At 44.8% G+C, this 26,918-nt stretch carries 18 protein-coding genes and 1 other annotated feature; of the genes, 8 read left to right on the top strand and 10 right to left on the bottom strand.

Annotation, left to right across the window (positions count from 1 at the left end):
* Positions 1-28 precede the first annotated feature (28 nt).
* Complete coding sequence (locus MKY99_RS08075) at positions 29-1,252, top strand: FAD-dependent oxidoreductase (protein ID WP_339269794.1); 1,224 nt, start codon at positions 29-31, stop codon at positions 1,250-1,252.
* 93 nt (positions 1,253-1,345) lie between these two features.
* On the opposite strand, the gene MKY99_RS08070 is transcribed toward MKY99_RS08075, so the two are convergent.
* The 3 genes from MKY99_RS08070 to MKY99_RS08060 form a co-directional block, all read right to left on the bottom strand.
* Positions 1,346-1,888, bottom strand: coding sequence for a hypothetical protein (locus tag MKY99_RS08070; protein ID WP_339269792.1), 543 nt, complete (start codon positions 1,886-1,888; stop codon positions 1,346-1,348).
* A gap of 214 nt (positions 1,889-2,102) precedes the next feature.
* Positions 2,103-2,522, bottom strand: coding sequence for a DUF350 domain-containing protein (locus MKY99_RS08065; RefSeq protein ID WP_042125581.1), 420 nt, complete (start codon positions 2,520-2,522; stop codon positions 2,103-2,105).
* Between the two features lie 31 nt (positions 2,523-2,553).
* Positions 2,554-4,920: an endonuclease MutS2 gene (locus tag MKY99_RS08060; protein ID WP_339246238.1), complete on the bottom strand. Its 2,367-nt coding sequence runs from the start codon at positions 4,918-4,920 to the stop codon at positions 2,554-2,556.
* A gap of 150 nt (positions 4,921-5,070) precedes the next feature.
* Between MKY99_RS08060 and MKY99_RS08055 the strand changes: the two genes are divergently transcribed.
* Positions 5,071-5,418, top strand: a complete 348-nt coding sequence (locus tag MKY99_RS08055) for a phage holin family protein (protein WP_042186173.1) — start codon at positions 5,071-5,073, stop codon at positions 5,416-5,418.
* 75 nt (positions 5,419-5,493) lie between these two features.
* On the opposite strand, the gene MKY99_RS08050 is transcribed toward MKY99_RS08055, so the two are convergent.
* Positions 5,494-6,555: a GGDEF domain-containing protein gene (locus MKY99_RS08050; protein ID WP_339269789.1), complete on the bottom strand. Its 1,062-nt coding sequence runs from the start codon at positions 6,553-6,555 to the stop codon at positions 5,494-5,496.
* 319 nt (positions 6,556-6,874) lie between these two features.
* Here MKY99_RS08050 and MKY99_RS08045 point away from each other — a divergent pair, with 319 nt between their 5' ends.
* The gene (locus MKY99_RS08045; protein ID WP_339269787.1) at positions 6,875-7,225 is read left to right on the top strand and encodes a cupredoxin domain-containing protein; all 351 of its coding nucleotides are present in this window, start codon (positions 6,875-6,877) and stop codon (positions 7,223-7,225) included.
* A 163-nt stretch (positions 7,226-7,388) separates the two neighbouring features.
* Here MKY99_RS08045 and MKY99_RS08040 read toward each other — a convergent pair whose 3' ends face one another.
* The 3 genes from MKY99_RS08040 to pheS form a co-directional block, all read right to left on the bottom strand.
* Positions 7,389-9,440 (bottom strand): hypothetical protein, encoded by a 2,052-nt coding sequence (locus MKY99_RS08040; protein ID WP_339271548.1) that lies wholly within the window; start codon positions 9,438-9,440, stop codon positions 7,389-7,391.
* 205 nt (positions 9,441-9,645) lie between these two features.
* A complete protein-coding gene (gene pheT, locus MKY99_RS08035; protein WP_339269785.1) occupies positions 9,646-12,090 on the bottom strand; it encodes a phenylalanine--tRNA ligase subunit beta in 2,445 nt (814 codons plus the stop codon).
* A gap of 343 nt (positions 12,091-12,433) precedes the next feature.
* Positions 12,434-13,468 (bottom strand): phenylalanine--tRNA ligase subunit alpha, encoded by a 1,035-nt coding sequence (gene pheS / locus MKY99_RS08030; protein WP_042186167.1) that lies wholly within the window; start codon positions 13,466-13,468, stop codon positions 12,434-12,436.
* 158 nt (positions 13,469-13,626) lie between these two features.
* Positions 13,627-13,913, bottom strand: a binding site (T-box leader).
* A gap of 269 nt (positions 13,914-14,182) precedes the next feature.
* Here pheS and MKY99_RS08025 point away from each other — a divergent pair.
* The 5 genes from MKY99_RS08025 (at position 14,183) to MKY99_RS08005 (ending at position 22,102) form a co-directional block, all read left to right on the top strand.
* A complete protein-coding gene (locus MKY99_RS08025) occupies positions 14,183-16,744 on the top strand; it encodes a hypothetical protein (protein ID WP_339269783.1) in 2,562 nt (853 codons plus the stop codon).
* Between the two features lie 58 nt (positions 16,745-16,802).
* Positions 16,803-18,188, top strand: a complete 1,386-nt coding sequence (locus MKY99_RS08020) for an efflux RND transporter periplasmic adaptor subunit (protein WP_339269781.1) — start codon at positions 16,803-16,805, stop codon at positions 18,186-18,188.
* Positions 18,185-18,883 carry an ABC transporter ATP-binding protein gene (locus MKY99_RS08015; RefSeq protein ID WP_042186162.1) on the top strand — a complete coding sequence of 233 codons (699 nt, stop codon included), beginning with the start codon at positions 18,185-18,187 and terminating at the stop codon, positions 18,881-18,883. The genes MKY99_RS08020 and MKY99_RS08015 overlap by 4 nt, the downstream gene beginning before the upstream one ends.
* On the top strand, positions 18,880-20,052 hold the full coding sequence (locus tag MKY99_RS08010) for an ABC transporter permease (RefSeq protein ID WP_156113076.1): 1,173 nt from the start codon (positions 18,880-18,882) through the stop codon (positions 20,050-20,052). The genes MKY99_RS08015 and MKY99_RS08010 overlap by 4 nt, the downstream gene beginning before the upstream one ends.
* Before the next feature lie 439 nt (positions 20,053-20,491).
* Positions 20,492-22,102, top strand: a complete 1,611-nt coding sequence (locus MKY99_RS08005; RefSeq protein ID WP_076284233.1) for a diguanylate cyclase — start codon at positions 20,492-20,494, stop codon at positions 22,100-22,102.
* A 60-nt stretch (positions 22,103-22,162) separates the two neighbouring features.
* Here the strand turns inward: MKY99_RS08005 and pulA are convergent, their stop codons facing one another.
* The 3 genes from pulA to MKY99_RS07990 form a co-directional block, all read right to left on the bottom strand.
* Positions 22,163-24,502: a type I pullulanase gene (gene pulA / locus MKY99_RS08000; protein ID WP_339269776.1), complete on the bottom strand. Its 2,340-nt coding sequence runs from the start codon at positions 24,500-24,502 to the stop codon at positions 22,163-22,165.
* 414 nt (positions 24,503-24,916) lie between these two features.
* Entirely contained in the window at positions 24,917-26,629 is a 1,713-nt protein-coding gene (gene ptsP, locus MKY99_RS07995; protein ID WP_149645821.1) for a phosphoenolpyruvate--protein phosphotransferase, read from the bottom strand.
* Positions 26,622-26,897 (bottom strand): HPr family phosphocarrier protein, encoded by a 276-nt coding sequence (locus MKY99_RS07990; protein WP_042131974.1) that lies wholly within the window; start codon positions 26,895-26,897, stop codon positions 26,622-26,624. The genes ptsP and MKY99_RS07990 overlap by 8 nt, the downstream gene beginning before the upstream one ends.
* Between the last annotated feature and the right edge of the window lie 21 nt (positions 26,898-26,918).

The raw sequence follows: 26,918 nt of genomic DNA, 5'->3' as shown, positions 1-26,918 counted from the left end.
TGGAACAAATGAAGGAGCGATCATTTTCATGAGACTAAATAGCGGCACCCCACCTTGGAGAAGCACTTTACAAGACCCACCAACTTATCCTGTGCTAGAGGATACCATTCACTGTGATTGCTTGGTCGTAGGGGCTGGAATGGGTGGAGCAATGGCATCCTATCGCTTGTCTTTAAGCGGAGCTGAGGCTGTTCTGATCGAAAAAAGACGCGTCGGAAGCGGAAGCTCACATGCCAATACTGGTTTACTTCAGATATCTAACGACAAATCGTTAACCTCATGTATGAACACTTTTGGAGAAAGGAACGGCTTGCTCTTTTATCAGTTATGCCAAGCAGGGGTTAGAAATATTTTGGATCTGCCAGCCAAGCTCGATATCGATCCCCAGATCATTCCTCGCAGCAGCCTTCTATATGCCAGTACACCAGAGGATGTACCTGCTCTGCGAGAAGAATATAAGAACCTCGTTGCTCACGGATTCGATTCTGATTTCTGGGAAGAGGATAAAATTGCTTCGGTGTATTCTTTTTCTAAACCTGCTGCACTTTATTCACGCAGTGATGCAGAAGCGAACCCTTTCCGGACAGTTCACAGCCTGATCGCCAAGGCAGCAATGAATGGTGTACACGTTTATGAGCAGACCGAGGCTAAACACTATGAGTTTACTGAAGATGGAGTAATTTGCCACACAGAGAACGGACGTATTATTGCGAAGAAGGTTATTTTTGCAATGGGTTATGAAACGCAGGAGTTTAAAAAAGACCGAGGCGCTGAGCTGATCAATACGTATGCAGTGATGACCAAACCTCTGAAGGAATTCCCCAAGTGGCATGAGCGGAGCCTCCTCTGGGAAACCGCCCGACCGTATTTGTATTTTCGGACAACACCGGAGGGACGTATTATTGCAGGAGGTAAAGATGAACCGTTGACGGATCCAGAGCGCCGTGATATCAGAGTGATTTCACAAAGTCAAAGGTTATTGGAAGAGCTGGAAGCTTTATTTCCTGAAATCAAAGGCATTGAGATAGAATACTCCTGGGGTGCTGTATTCGGCTCTACGCGTGATGGGCTTCCTTATATCGGCCCTCATCCCAAGTACCCTCATTGCTACTTCATCGAGGGTTATGGGGGCAATGGGACGGTGTACAGCATGATTGCTGCGGAGTTATTAACAGATACGATTGCGGGTAAACATCGGCCGGAGCTTGATCTATTCTCATTGACACGATCAGCCAAACCTTCTCCTTCTTAGAAAACGGACGTGAATAAGCAATATTGAGGTTTTTATAAAAAAAGCTTAGTCCCCTTATGGTCAATAAGAGGACTAAGCTTTTTATGAGGATGCTTATGCTTTATCGGTACTCAGATTACGTACGAGCTGAATACGGTCTTCCTGCGCTAGACTGTGCTGTACATGGAAACAAGACGGGCACACATACACATTAAGGGAGAATGGAGATGTTAATACAGGTCCACCTAGTGTAGCCGGTGCAGATGGCTCGAAGCTGCTAACAAGCTGTTTACCAGCAAGGATAGTTAACTCATGGCATTGTGTACATTCCGGAGCTTCTTCCTGAATCGCTAAGATGCCCGATACACGCTCTTCATACTTATTCAAATCATAATCGTCACCGAATTGGTTGAGCGTGTTGTAAATAGGAACTACACTGTCTTTGTCGACGTCTCCCCAAAGATCATCATCATTAATAACCTCTTGTTTAGGTTCTTCTACAACTTCTTCTTCGTCTTCTTCAATGCCGTCTATCCCTACAGTAACTGTACGATATCCGTTAAGTTCATTGTTGCAGTGAGGACAATTTTCCTCGGGTCCGAATTCCTCGTCCCATACGATTTCGGTATGACACCAAGGGCACACAGTTGTTTCCATCTTAATAATCTCCTTCATACTTCACGTTTAAATTTAGTTCATCATTAAATAAATAATACCGGCTGCTATAAAAGCAATAGCTGACACAAACAGAACTCGGGTAAGAATCTTCATGATATCCTCCTAATACTCCACAAAGTGGAGCTGCTCATTTCAAAGCTTGTCCAGCTTCATCTGGAATCCTTTGTAGGGAGGTGCAGAACTTTCTATTTTTTTAAAATATAGCTGCACCGATCACATAAGACAACGAAACCGAGATCAGCATCGCTATTAGCCCAACAGCACGGTTATCTGCAGCGATCTCCTCATCAATAGAGAACACTGGGGTTAGGAATTCAAATAAAAAATAGGCAAGCAGCAGCAGCAAAAAACCGACGACCGACCACTTCATCGTCTCATAAATCGAAACACCTGATTCAATGCTGAAACGCAGTACGTTGCAAATTCCGAAGATTTTGCCACCAGTAGCCATGGCTACTGCCAAGTTCCCCTTGCGAATTTCTTCCCAGCAATTATATTTCGTTACCATTTCAAAAATAGACAGAAATACAACAAGCCCAAGAATTGCTACTGCAAAGTAGCCAAGCAAGGCACCTAGCGGATGACCCAGCAAAAGATCAATATCTCCTTGCACACTTTTCCCTTCTTTCTGCCGGGCAATCCCGCTATTGCAGCTCAGCCACGGTTACGCCTGCGCCGCCTTCATTATAATTTCCAAGCCTATAGCTCTTAACATGTCTGTGCTTACGCAAATATTCTTGAATTCCTGTGCGGAGCACACCTGTGCCTTTACCATGAATAATAGAAATTTGGCCCAGATTTCCTAAGAAGGCTTCATCAATAAAACGATCCGTCTCCATAATCGCTTCTTCCAAATTCGTACCTCGCAAATCCAGTTCTCTACGAATGTTCTCATCACGGGAGCGTTTAACGGTTGTCGCCTGCCGAAGGGGCGTTGGTACAGAGGCTGCTTTCGAAGAGAGCAGTTCCAAATCATCCAGGCTTACCTTCATCTTCATGATCCCAAACTGTACTAAAGCCTCTTTAGAGCCGCTTAATTCCACTACAAAACCTTTTTGGTTTAAGCTATCTACTTTCACTTCGTCACCAGGACCAATCGTCCGCGGAGTCTTAGCAGGCTTACGAGTAGCGGCTTTCTTACGCGGTGAAGGTTCGGCTTCATCTAGACGTCTCCGTGCTTCAATCAGCTTATGCTCTTTGACTGAAGCGCCTTCTTCCATAGCTAAGCGTCGTAAATCACTGATAATTTCCTCAGCTTCTTTACGCGCTTTCTCCAAGATTGCGCTGGCATCTTTCTCCGCTTTCTCCAGTCGTTTATCTCGCTGACTTTCCAGCTTCTCCAGCTCTTGCTGCTGTCTGCCGCGTAATTCCTCTACTTCGCGGCGGATACTCTCTGCTCGCTCATGTTCCTGTTCCGCTCCAAGTCGATTCTCTTCGAGAGAGGCAATCATATGCTCTACACGTAGATCCTCTTCCTTCACTTCGCCGCGTGCATGCTCCAGAATCGCACCTGGCAGACCTAATCGCTCTGCAATTGCAAAGGCGTTGCTTCGTCCAGGAACACCAATCAGCAAACGATAGGTAGGACTGAGACTTTGAACATCGAATTCCATGCTGGCATTGATGACCCCTTTACGCTCATAAGCGTAAGCTTTCAATTCGCTATAATGCGTGGTAGCGACCATACGGCATTCAGTCCGGTGAATATGTTCCAGAATGGCAATCGCCAGTGCGGACCCTTCTGCAGGATCCGTTCCTGCACCTACTTCATCAAGCAGAATAAGACTCTTGGGAGTCATTCTACGCAGAATGGAAATAATATTCGTCATATGACTGGAGAATGTACTCAGACTCTGCTCAATGCTTTGTTCATCCCCGATATCTGCATAAATGGCATCAAACACACACATTTGACTGCCTTCTTCTGCAGGGATGAATAACCCAGACATCGACATGAGACTCAACAGTCCAATGGTCTTGAGTGTAACGGTTTTACCACCCGTATTCGGTCCGGTTACAATAATGGAGCTATATTGGTTGCCGAGCTCCACATCCAGAGGAACCACATGCTCCGCGGGAATAAGTGGATGGCGTCCTTTGCGCAGCTTCAAATACCCGCGATCGTTCATACGAGGCTGTGTAGCCTTCATATCTCGGGCAAGACGCGCCTTGGAGAAGATAAAGTCAAGCTCACCAAGAATATCGATATCATAAGTCATTTCTTCGGCTATATCAGCTACAAGCGCTGTCAACCTATGCAATATGATCTCGATCTCCCGTTCTTCACGCAGCCGTGTTTCACGCAGCTTATTATTCATCGCCACAATGGACTCAGGCTCGATAAATAAAGTGGCTCCTGATCCGGACTGATCATGTACAATCCCACCGAAATGCGCACGATACTCCGCTTTTACAGGAATAACAAACCGATCTCCACGAATGGTTACCAGCTGATCCTGCAGCATTTTAGCAACGGAAGAAGAACGAATCATGGAATCCAGCTTCTCACGAATTCGGGTCTCTCCTCCGCGCAATTCACGGCGAATCGTAGCTAATTCAGAGCTAGCTGTGTCAAGTACATCTGCGTTCTCGTCTATACATAAACGGATGGCATCTTCTACATGTTTTTGCTCCGATAAAACATCGCTGAGTGAAAATAGGAATTCAATCTTTTCCTCCTCATGCATAGCTGCCAGGAATCGTTTAACTCTTCGTGCGCCGCCAATGGTAGTTCCCACTGCCAACAGTTCAGTTGTTCCCAACATTCCACCTATAGAGGCACGTTTTAGTGCTGCTCGAATATCGCTTATCCCGCCGAATGAAGGAATACCCTTCAGACGATCTACATTAGCCGCTTCGTCCGTGGCTTGAAGTAGCTTCTTCACACCTTCAAAATCACCGGATGGTCTTAGTTGCTCCGCAGTCATTCGCCCCATTGAGGTTTGCGTATATTGCATTAATTTATTTAAAATCTTGCGATATTCAAGCGTATGCAAAATTTTGTCGTCCAATTACAGTCACAGCTCCCTTCATAGATGTTTCCATTATACAGAATTCAAGCCAATTTCGCTATTTGGTATCGGTTAAAGCATAAAAACAAGTATTAAGGTCACAATAAGAACTGCACATATCCTTAGCTTGGGCCAAAGGAGGTTAGTACAGTGAATTTCTTGAGTCATGTGGGTCGTTTTATTGTAGCAGCGCTTGTTCTGATGGTCGTTAGTTGGATTGTTCCACAGTTCTCGGTTGGTGGCTTCTGGAGCGCTCTAATCCTTGCACTGGTGATTGCGTTACTCGGCTGGGTTGTCGAAGGAATCTTCGGCAAAAAAGCAACGCCCTTCGGGCGCGGTATCGTCGGTTTCATCGTTAGTGCATTAGTCATCTGGGTCGCTCAATTCGTAGTGAGTGGAGTCAGCGTTTCCATTCTAGGAGCTATCCTGGCGGCGTTGGTCATCGGTATTGTTGATTTGTTTTTGCCGGTATCCACGCCGTTTGAGGCAGCAAAGTAACGAAAGCTATTCACAACACAGAACCCCTATTTCCGGTTCTTTTCCGGTAATAAGGGTTCTGTGTTGTTTTTATCCTTATGACACAATCTCCGCTTCATGACTTTCAGCACAATTGACCACTCTGTTCTTACCTTGCTTTTTAGCTGTATAGAGCGCTTTGTCCGTTTTACGAAAAAGAAGCTCTTTCCCATCCCCAAGCTGATAATCACAAATTCCAATGCTGACAGTAATCGGCTTATTTCCAGCCTGCAAATGCTCGATTTGAGCAATATTGATCCGTAATTTTTCTACAGCCTCATAAGACTCTGAAAAACTTTTGTCTGTAAAAATCACAGCGAATTCTTCACCGCCATACCTAGCCGCAAAATCATTTAACTCAATCATACCGCCCACCTTGTCCGCAATTACCTTAAGAACAAGGTCCCCAACCCTATGTCCGTAGGTATCATTAACTTGCTTGAAATTATCTATATCGAAGAGAGCCAGCTGTAGTTGAAGGTTGTTGCTTTCACATTGCTCTAATAATGAATCCAAATATTCATGAAAGGTTTTATGATTATATAGTCCAGTGAGTGCATCTATCTTCAGCAGCTTATCCGAAATAGCCCTCTCCACCATTAGATCTTGGCCTTCCTTCGTTAATCTCTCCAGATTTACACGCGCTTCCCGCGCACGAATAATTACAGCAAGAGCCATCCCTACAAATATTATAAACACACACTCTACTATTAAGAATTCAAGCAGCGGTTTATGTAGGAATGGCCTTTCCAACCCGAAATATACTACCGCATAAAACACAATACTAAATAGTCCCATTAGATACAGGAGCTTACGATCAAAATAAATTAGAGCGACCATAATCGGCATCATGAGCGTCATCTGAGCACCATCGACAAAAGGCTCTAATACAAAATACATAAGGTAGGACACTAAAAATCCACAACTAACCACCCCATATTTAGGGGATTGTTTACTATAACGAAGCCACAGCTCCGCAGTAATCATAAGGACCACAATTAGTAAATTACAAGCAAAGAATAGGTGCCATAGATTCGTGTCCATGGTTGTTTTTATTTGAAGTCGGTCAATATTCGACAAAAACAGCAACTGTGAGATTAATAAAAGAATAACTACCATCCAATAACCTTTTAAGATTCTACGGTGCCAAACCTCCGTATTTAGCGTATCGTTAGTGCTTGAAATATGTATCCCCTACTTTTGTACGTTAATGTAATAGCTTTCATTATAATAAATTTTAGTTATATTTTCATCATTTATTTGCAATTTACGACAAAGTTTGAACAGTCTCCCTTGTTCACGGATTTTTCACATTTAATCAAAGCGCTTACTTAAATTTTAAGTTATGATGTCTACATAATTGTCACATTTCCACTATGCTTGGACTTCTTGGGAGGAGGTTTGGATCATTAAAAAATTCGCAATTCTACTTTCAATTGTGTTCGTTATAGCACTTACAGCCTGTGGAAACAGCAATGATAGTGCTGCTGGCAATGCTAACACATCGGAGCCGGAGATCGAGGCAGAAACAGAACTTACAATTACAGCTACGAATTACAGCTTTGATCAGGAAGAATATCATCTAAAAAAAGGTGTACCCGTCAAAATTATTTTTAAAAACGATAGCGGCAATCACGGCATCCTTATCCCTGAATTCGAACTCCAGCTTAATAGCAAAAAGTCCTCGAAAGTAATTGTTCCAGAGGAAGCCGGCACATTCGAAATGACCTGTTCGATTATGTGTGGATCCGGACATAGCGGCATGAACGCAAAAATCATTGTGGAATAGATGAATCATTAAAAAGCCGATCGTTAGGGAATTGCCCTGACGATTGGCTTTTTATTTAAGTGAGAAATATAAGACATGGTGTGAAACTTATTAAACAAAGAGGGCTGACCTGAAATAGATCTCTCTACACATCAGGTACAGCCCACTTTCTTGCATCCGACATTCAACTGTCCTGTTCGATCAGTTGAATCCATTCATTATATTCATTCTGAAGCTTGGCATATTCCTCTTGAAGATTACGATGCTCATCCGTCATCTTCTGTAGCTCATTCTGATGCATCTCAAACTGGACCTGTAGCAGACGAAGTTGTCCTTGGGCCAATTCATAATTCTCGCCGACTTCACCAAGCTGCTGAAGCACCTCACTGCGTTCACGTTCAATAGATTTCTGCTTAGCCTCAGCTTCACCAGCCTCCTGCTGCCAAATATCTATCTCTTCACGCAGCTTCGCTTCCAAATCACTCCACTGCTGCTGTCGCTCGAATAATTCCTCGTACTTTTGCTTCCATGAAGCGCCGTACGCCTCTGCCTCCCTCAGAACATCCTGCTGCTCTGCAACCGTAGCAGCGGCCTCAAGGCTAGCTTCAGACAATTCCTCTAAGCGTCGAGCTGTCTCTTCGCCTTCTTCTTGCAGCAGTTGATATCTTTCCTGTAGACGTTCTCCATCTTGCAGCACTTCATCATATTGAGAGATCAGTTCCTCATAGCGTTCACGAAGTGCAGACAGTTCCTTCTGAACCTGTCCACCTTGTTCACGGAGTGCTGCAGTTTCGTGTTCTGCATCTGTACGAAGCTGAGCTTCCCGATCTAACTGTTGTACTAATCCATCCGCTTGACCACGAAGGATCTCAATCTCCTTTTGAAGCGCCAAAGATTTCTCTTCGGTCTCCAGTAGGTTCATTTCAAGCTCACTAATATCTTCCATCCGTTTATCCGAGAGCTCCTGCCAATTTGCTGCCTCCGCCATAGATCCAGCGAGTTCTTCCTGAACACGGTGCAGATTGTCATTCGTTTCCTGGAGTGACTTCCGCAGCTGTGATGCTTCATTCTGAGACTGCTGATAACGCTGGCGCAATTCTTCCAGCTCTTCATTCAACAGCGTGCCTAGCTCAGTAGCAGTACGCAGCTCTTCACTGAGCTGTTCTTCACGTTTAACCACCGCTTCATATTGTCCGAGCAGCGTCTGACGAGCATCTCGTTCACTCTTAAGACTGGCTTCAGCCGAACGGAGTCTAGACTGAAGTTGTCCTGTTCCACCACGAAGCTCAGCCAGCTGTTTCTCGAGCTCTTGAATGTTTTGCTTATGTCTATGTTCCTGAGTACCTTGTGACTGACGAAGTTCCTTATTCTTAGCAAGCTCCCGTTGTAAAGCTTCCCGTTCTTCAGCCAATTCCTTGCTTAGCTTCGTTGTCGTGCTCTCAAGCTCCTTACCCAGTGTCAACTTCGTCTTCTCGAGTTCCTTACCTAATGTTGATTTGGTTTCCTCAAGCTGTTTCTCTAAGGTTGATCTGGTCTCGGTTAACTCAAGCTCCAGAGCAGACAAGGAGTCTGACTTCTCCTTAGTCAGCGTCTCACGGATGTTCTCCAGCTCTTGCAAATGCGCTGCCTTCTGCTCTTCCAACTGCTGTAGACGGATGGCTTCTGCATTCGCTAGTTCCTCTCGATGATTCTCACGCATAGCAGACTGTTCAGCCTCATAACTTGCCCGCAGTTCCTGCAACTCCAGCTCACGCGCAAGCAGCTCCTCTTCCAGCTTCTCTCGTGCGGCTTCAGCCGCTTGGGTTGCCTCTTGCAGCTGGTTAGCATGTACTTTACGCTCATTCTCCTGAATTTCCAGATGACGCTTGCGCTCTTCTTCAACCGCAGCAATCAGTCGTGTAGCTTCTTCTTTAGCCGCCGCTTCAAGGCGTTCATATTCTTCTTGTCGCTCCCGCTGAACCTCCAGCAGGCGAGATACTTCCAATCGCAGTTCACTGCGTTCACCTGTCATCATGTTGAGTTCATTTTTAAAATCCTGAACCTGAATAGCCTGCTCCGCCATATGTACTGCTGCAAGCACCGCTATGCGCGGCGTATCCAGTCTGTTGTGTGATTTAGAAATCGTGCGCATATGTTCGTCAACATAACGGGCCACTTGTTTCATATATTCAGTGCTGCTTCCGACGAGTTTATAGGAAGTTCCGTATATCTCCACGGCGACACGTGTCCGGTCCATAGCCACAGTTGTGCCCTCCTTTGTATGTGTGCGGATTCTAAGTTAGTCTTACTGTTTCTATTGTAGCTTTTTTCTTAAGCATTTGGCAAAATCCCTTGTAATCAATAGACTCTCGCTGATATCCTCCGCATTTCACTCTACCCAGAAAAAGCCGCAGCGAATCTCAGTTTCTAAATGGATTCGCTGCGGCTTTACACAATTCCTGCTATTTTCTTAATTCTGCACCAAAAGTTTGTTGAAGGACTGATAATAGCTTATCATGCACCTCTCCAACCTCTTCATCTGTCAATGTATGTTCACCGTGACGATACAGCAGTGAGATCGCAATACTCTTCTTTCCACTCTCTAACTTGCCACCAGTGTACACGTCGAATACCTGCACGGATTGCAGCAAAGTTCCTCCGTTTGCACGGATGGAAGCTAGCAGATCGCCTGCTGGTACAGTTGAATCTACAACTACTGCAATATCCCGTTCCATACCTGGGAAACGTGGAAGCTCATTATATTGCAGACGGCTTTGCGTGTTATCATACAGCGGCTGCAATAGAATCTCAGCTACATAAGTATCCACTAGATCAAGCTCTCTTTGCAGTTCCGGATGAAGCTGGCCCATAGTTCCAATCTTCACACGACCCTCGTCTCCGACTAAATAAACCGACGCGGAACGTCCAGGATGATACCCTTCTGGACTATCTCCCTCGTAGATAATTCTGTCTGTAAGACCCAAATAAGCAAATACTGATTCCAGCGCACCCTTCAAATCAAAGAAATCTACAGGCTGTGCAGAAACGTTCCATTGCTTCACGGTTAGGCTACCGCTAAGCAATAACCCCAGCACCGGCAGTTCACGCGGCTGACGAGTCAACTGTTCCTCATCTGTGAAGAAGACATTGCCGATTTCAAACAACGCTAGATCGCTTTGACGACGATTGGTATTATAGCTAGCAATATCCAATAGTTGTGGCAGAAGGCTAGTACGCAGTACACTGCGTTCTTCACTCATTGGCATAGCCAATTTAACCGCTTGTGAGCCTTCTGATAACTCAGGGAACATTTTGCTTTGTTTCGGCTGGATGAAGGAGTAACCCATTACTTCCTGATAACCGCCATGTGACAACAGGCGACGCAGTTCACGGCGGAGTGATTGCTTATGCGTCAATGCGCCTGGCGTTGTAACACCTTCAATCAGAGTCGTTGGAATATTGTCATACCCGTACAAACGAGCAATTTCTTCGATAAGGTCAACATCATAGCTGATATCGCCACGTCTAGTTGGCACCTGAACTTCGATCAATCCTTGTGCAGTATCCCCGCATTTGAAATGTAGACGACCAAACAATGTCTTCACTTCTAGCAAGGACAGATCTGTTCCGAGATAACGGTTCAGCTTCTCCAAGGACAAAGTAAGTACCTTCTCTTCTCCTGCGACTGTTCCTGCTTGCACAATTCCTTCATGCACAGATCCGCCAGCATAACGTGCAATAAGTACTGCAGCGCGATTCAATGCAGGGATCACTGCATTTGGATCCACTTCTTTCTCGAAACGAAGCGATGCTTCCGAGCGAAGTCCCAGTTGACGCGAGGTTTTACGAACGGTTCCTCCGTCAAACTTAGCAGATTCCAGAACGAGATTTACCGTCTCAGCAGTAACTTCCGTATCCTGACCTCCCATTACTCCAGCCAGAGCTACAGCCTTAGCTCCATCAGCGATAACGAGCATATGTGGCTCAAGCTTCCGTTCTTGGCCATCAAGTGTAGTCAGGACTTCACCTTCGTGAGCAAGACGAACGCCGAGTTCTCCGCCTTCTATTTTATCTGCATCAAAAGCATGAAGCGGCTGTCCGTATTCGAGCATCACATAGTTAGTGATGTCAACGATGTTGTTAATTGGACGAATCCCTGCCGCCATCAGACGATTCTGAATCCACAGCGGGGATGCTGCAGGTTTAACACCTGAGATATAACGAACTGCGTAATGACTGCAATGTTCTTCATTCTCAATCTTAACGGAAATAGATTGAGCAGCTGCTCCGCTGATCTCAATCATTTCACTCGCAGGATCTGGTAATTTGATGTCGCGTCCAAGAATCGCGCTCACTTCATAAGCAGCACCAATCATGCTTAGGCAGTCTGAACGGTTCGGAGTCAGATCGAATTCCAGAATTTCATCATCTAGACCCAGCAACTTTGAAATATCTTGACCGATCTCTGTACCTTCAGGAAGTACAAGAATTCCTTCTTGCTGCTCTTTAGGAAGCAATTTATCATTGAGTCCCAATTCTTTAGCCGAGCAGATCATCCCTTGTGATAATACCCCGCGCAGCTTCGCTTTTTTGATATCCAGCCCTGGCAGCTTAGCGCCAACAAGAGCTACAGGAACGGTTTGTCCCGCAGCTACATTCTTTGCGCCACAGACGATTTGCAGATCTTCACCTTGACCTGCATCCACGATACATACGTTCAGTTTATCCGCATCAGGATGCTTTTCTTTTGATTTCACATAGCCGGTTACGATGCCGGAAATCCCTTTATTGCGGCGCTCTACTCCGTCAATTTCAATGCCGGCAGCGGTAATCTTCTCCGCTAGCTTTTCGGCGGTTACTCCTTCAATCGATGTATAATCAGCCAACCATCCGGTTGATACTTTCATGTCCGCTCACTTCCTTTATGTTTCAGATGTATTTATCTACTTGCCGTTCGATCTGCTTCCTGTGGGGGTAGTACAATTTAGGATTACTCGATCAAAGCTTCATACCCGTCCTATTTAGAGCAGTCACTACGAAAAATATTGGACTTCCGATCGCTGTTATCCTCAGATTTCCTGATTAGAACCGCTTCTCGCGGTAGAAATCCGAGGATAAAGGCGAACGCTGGCGCTTCTACAGTTCCAAAATTTCTCTCCGTTCCTTCTATTAATAGTCTTTTATTAAGCAAGATCAGTAATCCAATTGCTAATTACTCCTAACCCGTCAGCCAGCTCGCCCACCAAAAATCTAAACGCCCTTGAACTGCTTTACAAAACTCATATCATTGTTATAGAAATGACGGATGTCATCGATGCCGTATTTAAGCATAGCAATCCGCTCAACACCCATACCAAATGCGAAGCCGCTATACTTAGCAGGATCATAGCCACCCATTTTCAGAACATTTGGATGCACCATGCCGGCGCCAAGAATTTCTAACCATCCGCTTTGCTTGCACAGTCTGCAGCCATCGCCGCCACATTTGAAGCAGCTTACATCCACTTCAACGCTTGGCTCGGTGAATGGGAAGAAGCTCGGACGAAGACGAATGTCTGTATTCGGGCCGAACATTTCTTGTACGAATTGCTGCAAGGTGCCTTTCAGATCACTCATCCGAATGTTGCTTCCGATAACCAAACCTTCAATTTGATGGAACTGGAAGGAATGCGTTGCATCGTCATCATCGCGGCGGAATACTTTACCCGGGCAAATGATTTTAACTGGAACTTCACCGTTCATAGCCTGCATAGTACGAATCTGTACCGGAGACGTTTGAGTACGCATAAGCAGGTCATCCGTTAAATAAAAGGAATCCTGCATATCGCGAGCCGGGTGATTTTTAGGCAGATTTAGGGCTTCAAAGTTATAATAATCGGTCTCCACTTCCGGACCTTCAGCCACACGGTAGCCCATACCAATGAAAATATCCTCAATTTCCTGAACCACTCTGCTAAGCGGGTGAACGCCCCCTTGCTGCATGCGGCGACCTGGCAGGGTTACGTCTACTTTTTCAGCCTGCAGACGTTGCTGAGTCTCTTGCTGTTGAAAAGCCTCTTGCTTCGCTCCAATAATCTCCTCAATGGCACTACGCACCTGATTCGCTACTTGCCCGATAACCGGACGCTCCTCAGCACTAAGTCCTCCCATACCACGTAGAACTTCTGTAAGCTCGCCTTTTTTACCGAGATATTTCACTCTTAGGTCATTCAAAACCTGTGGATCCATAACCTCCTGCAACTTAGCCAGCGCCTCAACCTTCAATGCTTCCAACTTCTCTTTCATGGCCGTGTACAGCCCCCTTCAATCATTGTCTAGTTCAAGCTAAAACGCCTTCGGCGTCCTTTAAGGACGGTATGCGTTTATGCGAGAATTATAAGGAAAAAGTATAGCGTGAAGCTTATACTTTCTTATAATTCAACAAAAAAAGGCCTTTCCTCCCGGTAAGGGACGAAAAGACCGTGGTACCACCCTTGTTAGACAAGCTGATCTGTTCCCCTTAAGAGCTTCATTCCCTCTTTTGGCTGGACAGATACCTATCTCACTTTATACAGAAATAACGGTCTGTGACCGGTTTCCCCTACGCTTCCTTACAAGGCAATCTTAAGGAATTCAAGGAACTGCTCCGGAGTGAACTTCGACAGCTCTGTATCCTAGAAACGCTCTCAATCACCGGCGTCTCCTCCCTGTAAGTCAGGCACTGTGTACTCTTCTCCATCACTGCATTTCACAATTCAATCTAATTGTCAGGTATCTCTTTTATGCAAGAGATATGTCTGTTTATTATATGCAAAATCTGTCGTTTTGACAAGTTCAAGCATAATTAGGGCAATTTTTATCTGGCTTTAAGCTGGCTTTAAGGTTCAGAGCCATTTTGGGGACTTTTTTTCAGCTAACGTTCAGCGGAGCTTGATAATTTCCATTATTAAGAAGGCATGGTTGTACTCAATCATAAATCACCTTCAAAATACAAGGACTTTCATACCGGGAGGGAATTACATGCATGCACGAAGAACAAAAGTAGCTGTGATCATACTTAGCGCAGCAGTTCTGAGTCAAGCTTCAGCGTATGGAGCATACGCGGCATCAACGACTACTTCATCCACCAAAACAGCAACTGCCACCACTGCATCCACTCTGGATAAACTCGGCTCGATAGCTTTAAAGAGTAACTTTAGTGTGAAGCTGACCGATGTTGGGTTTTTGACTCAGGATGGCGGCAATATTCTTACATACACCCTCAGCTATAACAATGGGAGCGGAAGCAGCATCAATCTTGTGGACTATTTCTCTAAAGTAACTACTGCCGGAGGAACCGTTATCCAAGGAAGCTCAGTAACCAGCAGTGCAACCATCAAATCTATCCCCTCCAAAAGCAGTCAATCCGTAACCTATTACGTAAACGTAGGTAAATCCACATCTTTAAATGGAGTGAAGATTTCAGTATTCGGTTGGGATTTCAGCAGTACTGATTATCAAAAAAAGCTGGGGACCTTCACCTTGCCTGTGGCTTTTTCACAAGCGGTCGCTAGAGGCCAAAGTAAAAAGATAACCTTGAATAATCAGCCCGTAACAACCAAAACGGAAAGTCTGCAAATTTACAAATATAACGGTAAGGTATACGCCAAAGTAGGTGTGAGCTTAACCAATCAAGGAACCAAAGTGCTAAGTGATCCTGGACTTAAGGGATACCTCGCATCTGCAGGAGGATCTGTATTTGAATTAACGCTTGATGATGCGAGCAGTAACTACAAAGTACAGCCACAGGAAAAAAAGACGATCTACTACATGACGGAAATTCCCTCTTATATGAAGACAGACAATATGACTCTGCAGTTTGCTGGAGAAGATACCTCATTAAAAATAGCTTTGCCCATCGTCACCTATAACCTTCCCGCTGCTACCACACCAGATCTTGTCGTAGCCAGCAATGTCATCAAGAAGCTTACGATCAACAATAATACTGTCGAGACGCAGTTAAAAAGCGCCAATGTCTATGCCGACAACGGCACCGCGAAGTGGACGCTGCAATTCCGAGTAAAAAATAGCGGCAACAAGGCGATTACTTTGCCTGCTTATGAGTTTACCGTTAAAGCCGCTGAAGGATACAGCTTTCCGGTGGACACGAAGGCTTTCGCTAACCTTACACTCAAACCCCTTGAAGAAAAAATAATTGAGCTCAGTGCAGAAGTTCCGCTAACGATAGCTCAAGGAACGCTACAGCTGCAAATGACTGAACCCGCTGTAGAGAGTAAGATCATTTTTCCTGCGGCCTATTATCAGATTCCTTACACACTCCAAACTAACAATTGGCAGGATACAGAATACGCGGTGGAGAACAGTCACGGCACATTTGCTGTCAAGCTTGAGAACATCCAGCGGCTACCTTGGGCAGACAAAGATCAGCTTGTAGCTAAAATCAATATTCGCAACACGAAATCGACCTCTGTGCAGCTTCCTGCATTTACAAGTGTCATTAAAGCTGGTGAGAGTGATATTAGCAGCACTTCCCAAGTTGTCACAGAAAGCACGCAAACCATACTCGGGCCAAATGAATCCGCAGACGTTTATGTCGTGGCCAATGTTCCTTACACCTACCAATTCAATCAATTAAAAATAACGCTGCAAGAAACCTCCGGCGAAAGCAAAAATAATTTTCTTTCTTTAAATACAAATCAGTTGGACAGCCGTGTTCAGGAAGTTGCAGCACTAAGTTCCTTCCAAATTGACCTTGAAAGTAAAAAAGCAGAAGTGTTAGAGCGCCGGACAACGGTTTATCAGGGTGCGAGCTCCAATATCATGTACACAGAACTGGAAATGAACAGTGAGGAAACACGTAAATCGGAGCAGGCTCAACTCGTAGCTTATTACAAAACGCCTGACAATCAATATTACGAAGCCGAGGTCAACCAGTCTACCACTTCCACGAGCCCTAACGGAAAAAATCTGGTTACCGTCTGGACTAAGCTTCCACTTGGAGTAGATCCTTCTCAGCTTGTTCTTTATGTCGGTGAAGGGGTATCCGAAGGAAAACTTACGGCTCCTGGCGGGAAATCAACGGGTTATATCAATACGGTGTCACTGGGTCTAAATAATGTTGCGGTGGAGTCAAAAAGTAATCTTTTGGATGTAGAATTGTTCCCTTATACCCTATCCGTTACAAATGCAGTCGCCTCCGTCACTGGTGGAAAAGATACGCTAAGCACTGTCCTAACCTACAACCTGTCGAGCAGCACGCTTTACGAATCGGGTACCTATGAGCACAAGCTTGTACTAGAGCTGATCGACCCCTTCGGACAAACGATGGAGAAGACATTAACACTGGGCACAGACCTACCATTAGGGAACTTCAAGTCATACACCACAACATTCACAAGCAATCTTTACAAAACTCTAGGTGGCGGCGCGATCCGATTGAATGTATACGACGAATTCCAAGGTCATCGAAATTTGCTGGGAACTGGGACCTATGTTGTCACTTATCAGGCAGCGTCAACGACTTCAAACAACAATTCCACTTCAAACACCGATTCTAGTGCTAACAATCCATCCGACACTTAGTAAGTGTGCGAGGTGTGGCCTAAGTTAAAAGAAATTTGATGATCTATGGAGGAAAGAAATGAAGAAGAAAAAAGTGTTGCTCTGGACCATCGGAGTAGTAGCTGTAGTAACAGCCGGATTGTTGGTGTATACATTTTTACCTGATAAGAGCAGTCAGGCTGCTGAAGTGCCCGTTAATACAGCCACGGTTACGAAGGGCGATATCGTAGTAAATGTATCTGGAGCAGGCTCCGTCACGGCCACTGAAACAGGAAAAGTGAAAACGAAGGACGCTGGAACCGTAGCTGAGGTGCTTGTCAAAGAAGGCGACAATGTGAAAAAAGGTCAGACATTAATTACCTTCGAAGGCGATGATTTGAGCGACAATCTCAAGCAGGAACAAACCTCTCTTACCTCGCTTGAAGAGGATCTTCAGGACAAGCAGGAGCAGTATAAGAAGCTTGCCGTGGCAGGTGCCTCCGAGGATGAATTAGCCAGTGCCAAACGTTCGATTGAAAAAGCGAAAACGGATATCGCTTCTCAAATCGAAAAAATTGCATCTGTACAAGAGGATATGATCCCTCCAGATCCCCTAACCGCTCCTATTGACGGAACTGTTACAGCAGTTAACATAGCCAGCGGTGAAAAAGCGATGGATGGCTCTGAACTCATCGATATCACCGATTATGCTAATTTAAGCGTCATAGTGCAGGTGGATGAGCTTGATATTCCTACAGTGAAAATAGGGATGCCTGCTACCATTTCATTGGATGCCCTGCCCGACACTGAATTCAAGGGGAGTGTTACTAAGATTGCCAAGGAAGGCACCGTCTCGAACGGAGTCTCCCTCTTCGATGTTACCGTTGGCTTAACCACCTCCGAAGGCGCCCTTGTAGGGATGTCGGCAGAAGTTTCAGTTACAACAGCTGAGAAAAAAGATGTATTAACCGTACCTATTGAAGCTGTTCAAGAAAGAAATGGCAAGTACACAGTTTCTCTCCCTTTAACAGCGGTTTCAGCGGTTTCAGCGGGTTCAACCGATTCCTCAAAAGCCTCTAGCGAGGGCCAAGCACCGAGGCCTAGCGGGGCTCCTGATGCTCGCGATGGTGCTATGCCTAGTGGAGCTCCTGATGCTCGCGGCGGTACTATGCCTAACGGAGCTGCTGGCACAAGAAACCGTGGAAATAGTAATCAGCGAACAGTTTCCGTCGAAGTGGGCATCCATGATGAGAGCAGTATTGAAATTGTCAGTGGGCTTAATGAAGGAGACAAAGTGATCATCCCTACTGTCATCTCTACCAAAACAGGTACAACTAGTACTGAGATGCAAATGCAAGGTGGCATGGGCGGTATGGGTGGCGCCGGTTTCGGCGGCGGCGGCTTTAGTGGCGGTGGTGGCTTCAGTGGAGGTGGTACTGGTGGCACGGGCGGAGCACCTGGTGGTGGCGGAGGTGGCAGTAGATGAGTGCTTTAACGCCACTGATCCAAGTCCAGAATATGACCCATGGCTATACTATGGCCGGAGAAACTATGACAGTTCTAAAAAATCTTTCCTTTACAATCGACTTCGGAGAGTTCGTAGCGATTATAGGTCCTTCCGGTTCTGGTAAATCAACACTAATGAACATGCTCGGATGCCTGGATGTATCGGATGAAGGAAGCTATCTCCTAGACGGACAAGAGGTTCGTAAGTTATCCGACAACAAGCTGGCAGTTATCCGGAATGAGAAGATCGGCTTTATCTTTCAAAACTTCAATCTCCTCCCCAAGTTGTCTGCTGTCGAGAATGTGGAGCTTCCGCTAATATACCGCGGCCTCTCACATCGAGAACGCAGAGAAACAGCGCAGCAAGCACTCCTTAAAGTTGGTTTGGAGGAGAGAATGCATCACCGACCTTCTGAGCTTTCAGGAGGACAGCAGCAGCGTGTAGCGATTGCGCGAGCCATGGCTGGATCTCCCCCGATTCTACTTGCAGATGAACCTACCGGGGCGCTTGATACGCGAACTGGACAAGAGGTCATGCAGATGATACGAGAATTAAATGAGCAGGGTCATACAATCATCCTAATCACACATGACCTCGAAATTGCAAAGCAAGCAAAGCGGATCATTCGTATTCAGGATGGCAACCTCGTAGAAGATCGGAGGAATGCGAGGTGAAATTATTTCAAAGTATGCGGATGGCTCTAAAAAGTATTTACAGCAGTAAAGTAAGAGCTTTTTTAACGATGCTGGGTATTATTATTGGTGTATCATCCGTTATCATCCTCGTTTCTGTGGGGCAGGGAACTACTTCTCAGATTACGGAGCAGCTTAATGGACTCGGAACAAATCAACTGACGGTAAACATCACTGGCCGTGGGGCTACCACCTCCCTCACCTATGAAGAAGCCTTGGCACTAGGAGATATAGAGGGGATAGAAAATGTAGCTCCTGTGATCAGTGGCAACGTTACAGCCAAGCATAATACTGAGAATGTTAGCGTTACAGTTGAGGGCATTACACCTTCTTATGAGGACGTTAAGGATTTTCATGTACAGTCAGGACGTTTCCTGCTTGATATTGATACGGAGTACCGGCAGAAGGTAGCGCTAATCGGCACAGGTACGGCTGAGGATTTATTCGGTACAGATGATCCTGTCGGCCAAAAGGTACAGCTAAACGGGATCAGCTATAAAATCGTCGGTCTTTTGGAAGCAAAAGGCTCTAGTCTAAGTGGCTCCAACGATGATATCTTATTGATTCCTATAGCTACTGCAGAACGTCAGTTAAAAAGCAAAGGCGTACGTTCCATCACAATTGCGACGACTTCAGCAGACACTGTAGCTACCGTAAAAGATAAACTAGAGAGTACACTGGATGCTAAATTTAATTATGCGGATAATGCTTTTAGTGTCTTTGACTCTCAAGAGATGCTGGAAACTGTAAATTCTACGACAGCTACGCTTTCAATGGCACTTGCGGGAATTGCCGGCATTTCTCTGTTTGTCGGGGGGATCGGCATTATGAATATTATGATCGTATCCGTTAATGAAAGAACAAGAGAAATTGGTATCCGCAAAGCAATCGGCGCCAAAAAGTTCGATATTCTCGCTCAATTCATGATCGAATCCATTGTGCTTAGCGGATTGGGTGGGGTGATCGGTGTTGGCATTGGAGTCGCAGGTAGTTGGTTACTAGGAAAGTACACTTCACTTACAGTATCCATTGCTTGGGATATGGTACTGATATCTTTTGTTTTCTCCTTGCTTATCGGCGTGATTTTCGGAATGATGCCTGCGAACAAAGCCGCACGGCTTCGCCCCATTCATGCACTACGTAACGAATAGTAACTTCAAGTCAGCTGCCACAGTCATTATTATGACTAGGCAGCTTTTTTTAACATAACAGAACTCATATTTTTGGGGCTGAGCTGGGTATCATTTACGAAGGCGTTGGGTAATAGGATTTATGGATTTGAATATAGATAAGGCAATAGGCCCATACCATAATCATTTAAATTTTTTATTATTGATATTTATTTGAGGAAGCGATTGCTCTATAAGTAGGACGTCCTATATACTTGTTGTACTACAAACTGCGATCCACACACAATTTATCTTTCCCATGCCTCAATTCCCACTATATTACAACACCTCTTTTTTTTACATAATTACTCTCAACATCTTTGCCTGAAAATAAAACACGCCTGCCACAAATGGAAGTTCCGCAGGTTATAGTTAGCAGCAATAAGATTTGTTAAACATCTTATGCGGGGAGAAGATGACCGTGGCTGGATTTTTCGATATCAAAGTAACACGCAAACTAATCTTTATTTTCGCTGCGATCTCCATTCTACTGGTTGGAATTAGTGTAGCTTCTTTACTCTATCTAAATCACACCATTAACAGAATGTCAGATTCTTTATATGAAGATGTATTTGAGAACTCTGAGCTCATACTGAGCGCTGATCGTGATCTGCATCAAGCCGCAATCGCTCTCCACTCCTCCATGAGCTCGAACCTCACTGACGCTGAACGTGATCAGTTCATTCAGGAATTTAAGGACAATAATCAACAAGCACAAGAACGGGTAGGCCTAGCAAGTTCAGACATCAAATCTATCAACAAACCCTACAGTGATTTGAAACAGGCAAATATACTTACTGAATTAGAGAACGAGCTCCATGCCTTCGAAACATCCCTAGTCCTATGGAAGAGTACAGGAAGTAAATTGATAGCTGAACGGATGCAAATCGGATGGGACCCTGCTTCATATCATGCTGTAAGTCTGAACATGCAGTTAAATGAAGTCAGAACTCATCTAGATCAATCAGAAGACCTGATAGACACCTACGCTTTACAAGTAACAGATGGGTTCCAAGATAAAAAGAGTGCACTCTTTGCGCTATACTCATTGGTCTTCTTTATACTGCTTCTAGTTATTATTTATCTGGGTCGCAAAATCATTTGGCTCAAAAATGAAATGTTGGAGGAACAAACACTCTATCAGCTAATCGGCGAAACCATGTCTGACTTTATTATTTTGACTGATCCTAACGGGTTGATACTGTATAGCTCACCTTCACATTCAAGTATTCTCGGCTATGTTCCTAAAAAGGGTGACCCACTCTCCAACTACATTCGTGAACCGGAAATTGCTTGGGCTAAACTAAAGAGTGTCGTTCAAGGAACCCCTCGTATCTCAGAGCTACGAATGCGTGGAGCTGAAGGGCAATGGGTATGGCTGGAAACGAAGGTATCGCCTGTTCGGGGAAGCAATAATTTCCCAGCACAATTTATGTTAGTGTCCCGTGAAATTACACAACGGAAGCAATACGAAGAACGATTACATAAGCTAGCCTTCTATGATCATTTAACCGCGATTCCCAACCGTGCTCATTTCAAAATGTACATGGAGAATCTCATCAACCAACCCGAGGAACGGAGAAAGAATATTGCACTCGCATTGCTGGATTGTGACAGATTCAAGCAGTTAAACGATACCTTAGGACATCTGGCTGGAGACGAATTTCTCCAACTGCTCTCTCGAGAGCTTTTGCAAACGGTTAAAGGTGTAGGCCAGGCGTTCCGGATTGGCGGTGATGAATTCGCGGTGGTACTGCACCGATTTACCTCTCCAGAAATGTTAGATGAAATGCTACAACGGTTGCTTAAGTTATTCAACAAATCTTGGTCTATTGACAATGGTTCTAGCTTCCACACCTCCGCAAGTATTGGTGTAGCCCTATTTCCTGAGCATGGAGGCAGTATTAATGAACTTCTGCGTGCCGCTGATCTAGCTATGTACCTTTCCAAAGACCATGGAGGGAATGAAGCTAATCTCTACTACGAGCTTTTAGATGTAGGTTTATCCAACCAGATCATCGGAAAACCATAAGATCAACAAAAAGAGCTGTTCCAGGGTACAACTAACCCTGAAGCAGCTCTTTTTTATTTTTTAACTGGTTAACTGCAAATGATCATCTGAGATCTCATCATTCTCCTGATCACGATCTATAACCATGACCTTGATCAGCTCGTCATCCTTGGAACAATCAATGAAGCGATCGCCATCCCCATCTTTCTCTTCCCAGTCATTAAGTCGTAATATATACCCGATAGAATCGGTATCTGGCAAGACCTCAATTCGTGCAACTGCACGCCCATCCTCCATATACCGAAAGTCGCATTGTCCGTCCTGAATTCCTGTATCCCAAACCCAAAGATTCCAGCCTTGATATTTCCCATCTGGCCGCTCATAGTGTACTTCGATAATTTTGGACCGCGGTGCTGGCTCACCACATTCATCATAGAGCACCATCATCGACAAGCCTTCAATTTCCACCTCGCTACCTGCGACCTTCCGGAATGCTTCTGTCCCCGCTCGGGTATGATCCACTACCACGTTCCAACCGTTATTAGCTTCAGGAAGAGATAGCTTTACTCGATCATTATTGGCATTAAAGATGACTGTTATATTGTTCCAGAGGTCGCCTCCTGCATGATTTCTAAGCAGGTACGACACGATCCCCCCATCACAGCGCAGAAATTCCAGCGAACGCTCAATTTCCTGCCGACCATGTAGACGAAATGCCGGATGTGTTCGCCGCAGTTCGATCAAACCTTTATAATATTGAAATACAGGCTTAAACATACTCTTCATGTTCCAGCGGATCGCGTTAATCGTATCACCGCTACGATAGCTATTATGATCTCCAAATTTACTGCGCAGTAGCTCATCACCGGCATGCAGGAATGGAATCCCTTGCGAGGTCAGGATGATTCCATTTGCAAGTAGGGATCGGCGCACGGTCTCATTGCTGAGAATATTCTCCAGATCTACATTCACGTAAGGATTAGCCCGTGAAACGGCATCCTGAAATCCCCCTTGAACGGTAAGCACCTTATCCCATAAATTCAAATTGTCATGGGCCGTTACATAGTTCACCGATTCCACTGGGGAGTCTGTAAATTCGTGGATGGCTCCTTTGATTCCGGCTGCAATAGCCCCTTCTTTGCCGTATTCCCCTGTAATGAAGCCCCGTCCCCATCCATCACTATCACCTTTGATCGCGGAACGAAAGTTATCATTGAAGACAGCATATCCTTTCCCCCGCTGCACACCTTTTAGCGTCTTTGTTGCCAGTGGAGAATCTCCACCTGTCCAAGGTTCGCCATATAACAGCAGATTAGGATTCACCTCAAGTCGAAGCTCTTCCGTTATTTCACGCATGGTCACACTATCCATCAGACCCATAAGATCAAATCTGAAGCCATCAATATGATACTCCGTAGCCCAGTAGGACAACGAATCCTTAATATATTTGCGTACCATCGGACGCTCTGTAGCCAGCTCGTTACCAACTCCCGAGCCATTAGATAAACGTCCCAAGTAGTCACGGCGATAGAAGTAATCTGGTACAAGCGGCTCGAAGGGGCCCTTCTCCACAGCGTACGTATGGTTGTAAACCACATCCATAATCACTGAAATCCCACGACTATGCAAAGCCTGAACCATTTCTTTAAATTCCCGGATTCGTAGACCTGGATCGGTAGGATCAGTGCTATATGATCCTTCCGGTACATTGTAATGCTGAGGATCATATCCCCAATTGTAGTCGGTATGTTCAATGGACGAACCACACTTTATTACACTTAACTCATCTACGGTCTGGAAATCAAACACAGGCATCAGATGTACATGGGTGATACCCAATTCAACAAGATGATCAATACCTATTGCATTTCCTTCCGGATCTCTTAAGCCAAATTCGGTAAATGCTTTGAATTTGCCCTTATAGTACATGCCAGAGCTCTCATGTGAGGAGAAGTCACGCACATGCAGCTCATAAATAACCGCGTCTGCAGGATGCTGCAATGGAGGAGCAACGTCCTTCTCCCAATGCTCAGGATGGGTCCTACGCAAATCAACGATTGCTGTTCTTAAACCATTTGCCGATACGGCTGTTGCATAAGGATCTACTGCTTCCGTCACATTTCCATCAGCAAATACAGCACGGTACATATAAAATTTCCCTTTTAAATCACCTGATAACTTAGTCTGCCAGACTCCGCCGTTCTGACGCTGCATATATATAATACGCCCACTATCTGTAGAGCTCGGATCAAATCCAATGTTACGTTGATTTCCATCTGTTTCGTACATAACTAGAGATACAGCAAAAGCAGTAGGTGCCCAAACTTTAAATACACTGTACTCCACCGAGTACGTCAAGCCCAGGTCTTTACCTTCATAGACCTCTAACATTAATTCTGTATTTATAACATTTTTACTCATGAGTTAACACCATCCTATGGCTCCCTGGCTAACTTATAGGGATGCTTATAAGTCCAAATATTTCCAATTTAGATCATATTAATACTTGCACAGCTCTGCAAGTCGGTAAAGGAGTATAAACTTTCTATGGATTCATACTATTATTATATGTAAGACATATTTACAGGTTTGGGTTCCTTACCGACTTTATACTCATCACTATTACTATCGGCATAGACATCTGTGCAATAAAGCAAATAAAAAGTGAATTTAATTATTCTAAATTGAGTATAACGCTCACGTATGAACTTAAGCCAACGTAAGAAATAAAATTATCGATATACACACAAAAAAACCGACCTCCAAACATCGGAAGTCGGTAATAGTAGTTGGAACGTTATAAAACGTTTAACGGAGTAATGCATATGGAAATAGTTAGTTAGTGATGCTTTGAACAAGTGCAGCTACTTCTTCAGCAGTGCCAAGTTGCAATGCTTTTGCAGCCAGTTCCTTCATGTCGGCAGCCGACAATTTAGAAATTTGACTACGTGCTGGCAGAATTGACGTTGCACTCATACTGAATTCATCAAGGCCAAGACCTAGTAAGAGTGGAATCGCTGTTGCGTCCCCAGCCATCTCACCGCACATTCCTGTCCATTTACCTTCTGCATGCGCTGCATCAATTACATTCTTGACCAGACGCAGGATGGCCGGATTGTATGGCTGATACAGGTAAGACACCCGTTCATTCATACGGTCAGCAGCCATTGTATATTGAATAAGGTCATTCGTACCAATACTGAAGAAATCAACTTCCTTTGCGAACTGGTCAGCCAGTACAGCAGTGGAAGGAATCTCAACCATAATGCCGAGCTGAATGTTGTCAGATACTTCCTTGCCTTCTTCACGAAGCTTCGCTTTCTCTTCAAGCAGAAGATCACGAGCTGCACGGAATTCACCAAGTGTTGCGATCATAGGGAACATAATGCGAAGATCCCCATGAACACTTGCTCTCAGTAAAGCACGCAGTTGTGTACGGAAAATATCCTGACGATCCAGACAAAGACGAATCGCACGGAATCCTAAGAAAGGATTCATTTCCTTTGGAAGATCCAGATACGGAAGTTCTTTGTCGCCACCGATATCAAGTGTACGTACGACTACCGGTTTGCCTTTCATATTCTCAAGCACAGTACGATAGGCGTTATATTGAATTTCCTCAGAAGGCAGCTTATCGCGGCCCATGTATAGAAACTCAGTACGATACAAGCCTACACCTTCGCCACCATTCTCAATTACACCATTGACATCGTTTGGTGTACCGATATTAGCCGCCAGCTCCACGTGCTTACCGTCTGCAGAAATCGTTGGTTTATCACGAAGTTTCTTCCACTCTGCAATTTGCAAGTCGTAAGCTTCCTGCTTGCGAACGTACTCTGCCACTTCTGCTTCACTAGGATTAATAAGAACGTCTCCGTTCAGACCATCAACAATCACTAGATCCCCAGAATTCACTTCTGTCATGACATTTTTAGTTCCAACTACCGCTGGAATTTCTAAAGAACGTGCCATAATCGCGGAGTGGGACGTACGTCCACCAATGTTTGTTGTAAAACCTTTAACATACTTGCGATTTAGCTGTGCTGTGTCAGAAGGTGTTAAATCCTCAGCGATAACAATAACCTCTTCATTGATTTCTGCAGGACTAACATAATGAATACCCAGCAAGTGGTTCAGCAGGCGTTTGGTCACATCACGCATGTCAGCTGCACGTTCTTGTAAGTAAGCACTCTTCATGTTTTCGAACATTTCAATGAATTGTGTAGCTACTTCGTTTAGTGCATAGTCCGCGTTAACCGATTCCTGACGAATTTTATCAATTACGGGATTAATCAGCTCAGGGTCCTCAAGAATCAGCAGATGGGATGCAAAAATCTCTGCTTTCTTCTCTCCTAGTTCTGCTAAAGTACGCTCTTTAATAGTCTGCAGTTCAGCACTTGATTTAGCAAGTGCGTCATTCAACTTGGCTACTTCTGCTTCAGGATCACTGATACTAGTTTTTGTAATTGTATAATCCGGATGTTTCAGGATAAAAGCACGGGCTACTGCAATCCCTGCTGAAGCCGCGATTCCTGAAATTTTATTCATGGATTTCCCCTAGCCCTTCTTTAATCATTACATCAGAAAGTGCGCTCAGAGCTTCAGCTTCTTCGCTACCTTCAGTAATCAGAGACAAAGTGTCTCCAGCTTCTAGACCCAATGACAATACGCCAAGAATAGATTTCAATGTAACTTTTTTGCCTTTTGCTTCTGCATAAGCTTCTGTACCTTTGAATTTCGTAGCTGTATTTACCAAGGCAGTTGCCGGACGTGCGTGAATTCCATCTTCATCAATAATTCTGAATGTTGTTTGCATAATATTATCCAACTCGCTTTC

The sequence above is a fragment of the Paenibacillus sp. FSL R5-0470 genome (assembly GCF_037975205.1).
Classification (GTDB): domain Bacteria; phylum Bacillota; class Bacilli; order Paenibacillales; family Paenibacillaceae; genus Paenibacillus_AQ.
The sequence above is the reverse complement of the archived record's forward strand: the minus strand, read 5'-3'. Positions and strand labels throughout refer to the sequence as shown.

Coding starts and splice junctions, on each gene's coding strand:
- MKY99_RS08015 (WP_042186162.1), top strand. CDS start 18,185: ATGAGTGCTTTAACGCCACTGATCCAAGTCCAGAATATGACCCATGGC.
- MKY99_RS07990 (WP_042131974.1), bottom strand. CDS start 26,897: ATGCAAACAACATTCAGAATTATTGATGAAGATGGAATTCACGCACGT.
- pheT (WP_339269785.1), bottom strand. CDS start 12,090: ATGAAAGTATCAACCGGATGGTTGGCTGATTATACATCGATTGAAGGA.
- pulA (WP_339269776.1), bottom strand. CDS start 24,502: ATGAGTAAAAATGTTATAAATACAGAATTAATGTTAGAGGTCTATGAA.
- MKY99_RS08025 (WP_339269783.1), top strand. CDS start 14,183: ATGCATGCACGAAGAACAAAAGTAGCTGTGATCATACTTAGCGCAGCA.
- pheS (WP_042186167.1), bottom strand. CDS start 13,468: ATGAAAGAGAAGTTGGAAGCATTGAAGGTTGAGGCGCTGGCTAAGTTG.
- MKY99_RS08020 (WP_339269781.1), top strand. CDS start 16,803: ATGAAGAAGAAAAAAGTGTTGCTCTGGACCATCGGAGTAGTAGCTGTA.
- MKY99_RS08050 (WP_339269789.1), bottom strand. CDS start 6,555: ATGGTAGTTATTCTTTTATTAATCTCACAGTTGCTGTTTTTGTCGAAT.
- MKY99_RS08075 (WP_339269794.1), top strand. CDS start 29: ATGAGACTAAATAGCGGCACCCCACCTTGGAGAAGCACTTTACAAGAC.
- MKY99_RS08070 (WP_339269792.1), bottom strand. CDS start 1,888: ATGGAAACAACTGTGTGCCCTTGGTGTCATACCGAAATCGTATGGGAC.
- MKY99_RS08040 (WP_339271548.1), bottom strand. CDS start 9,440: ATGGACCGGACACGTGTCGCCGTGGAGATATACGGAACTTCCTATAAA.
- ptsP (WP_149645821.1), bottom strand. CDS start 26,629: ATGAATAAAATTTCAGGAATCGCGGCTTCAGCAGGGATTGCAGTAGCC.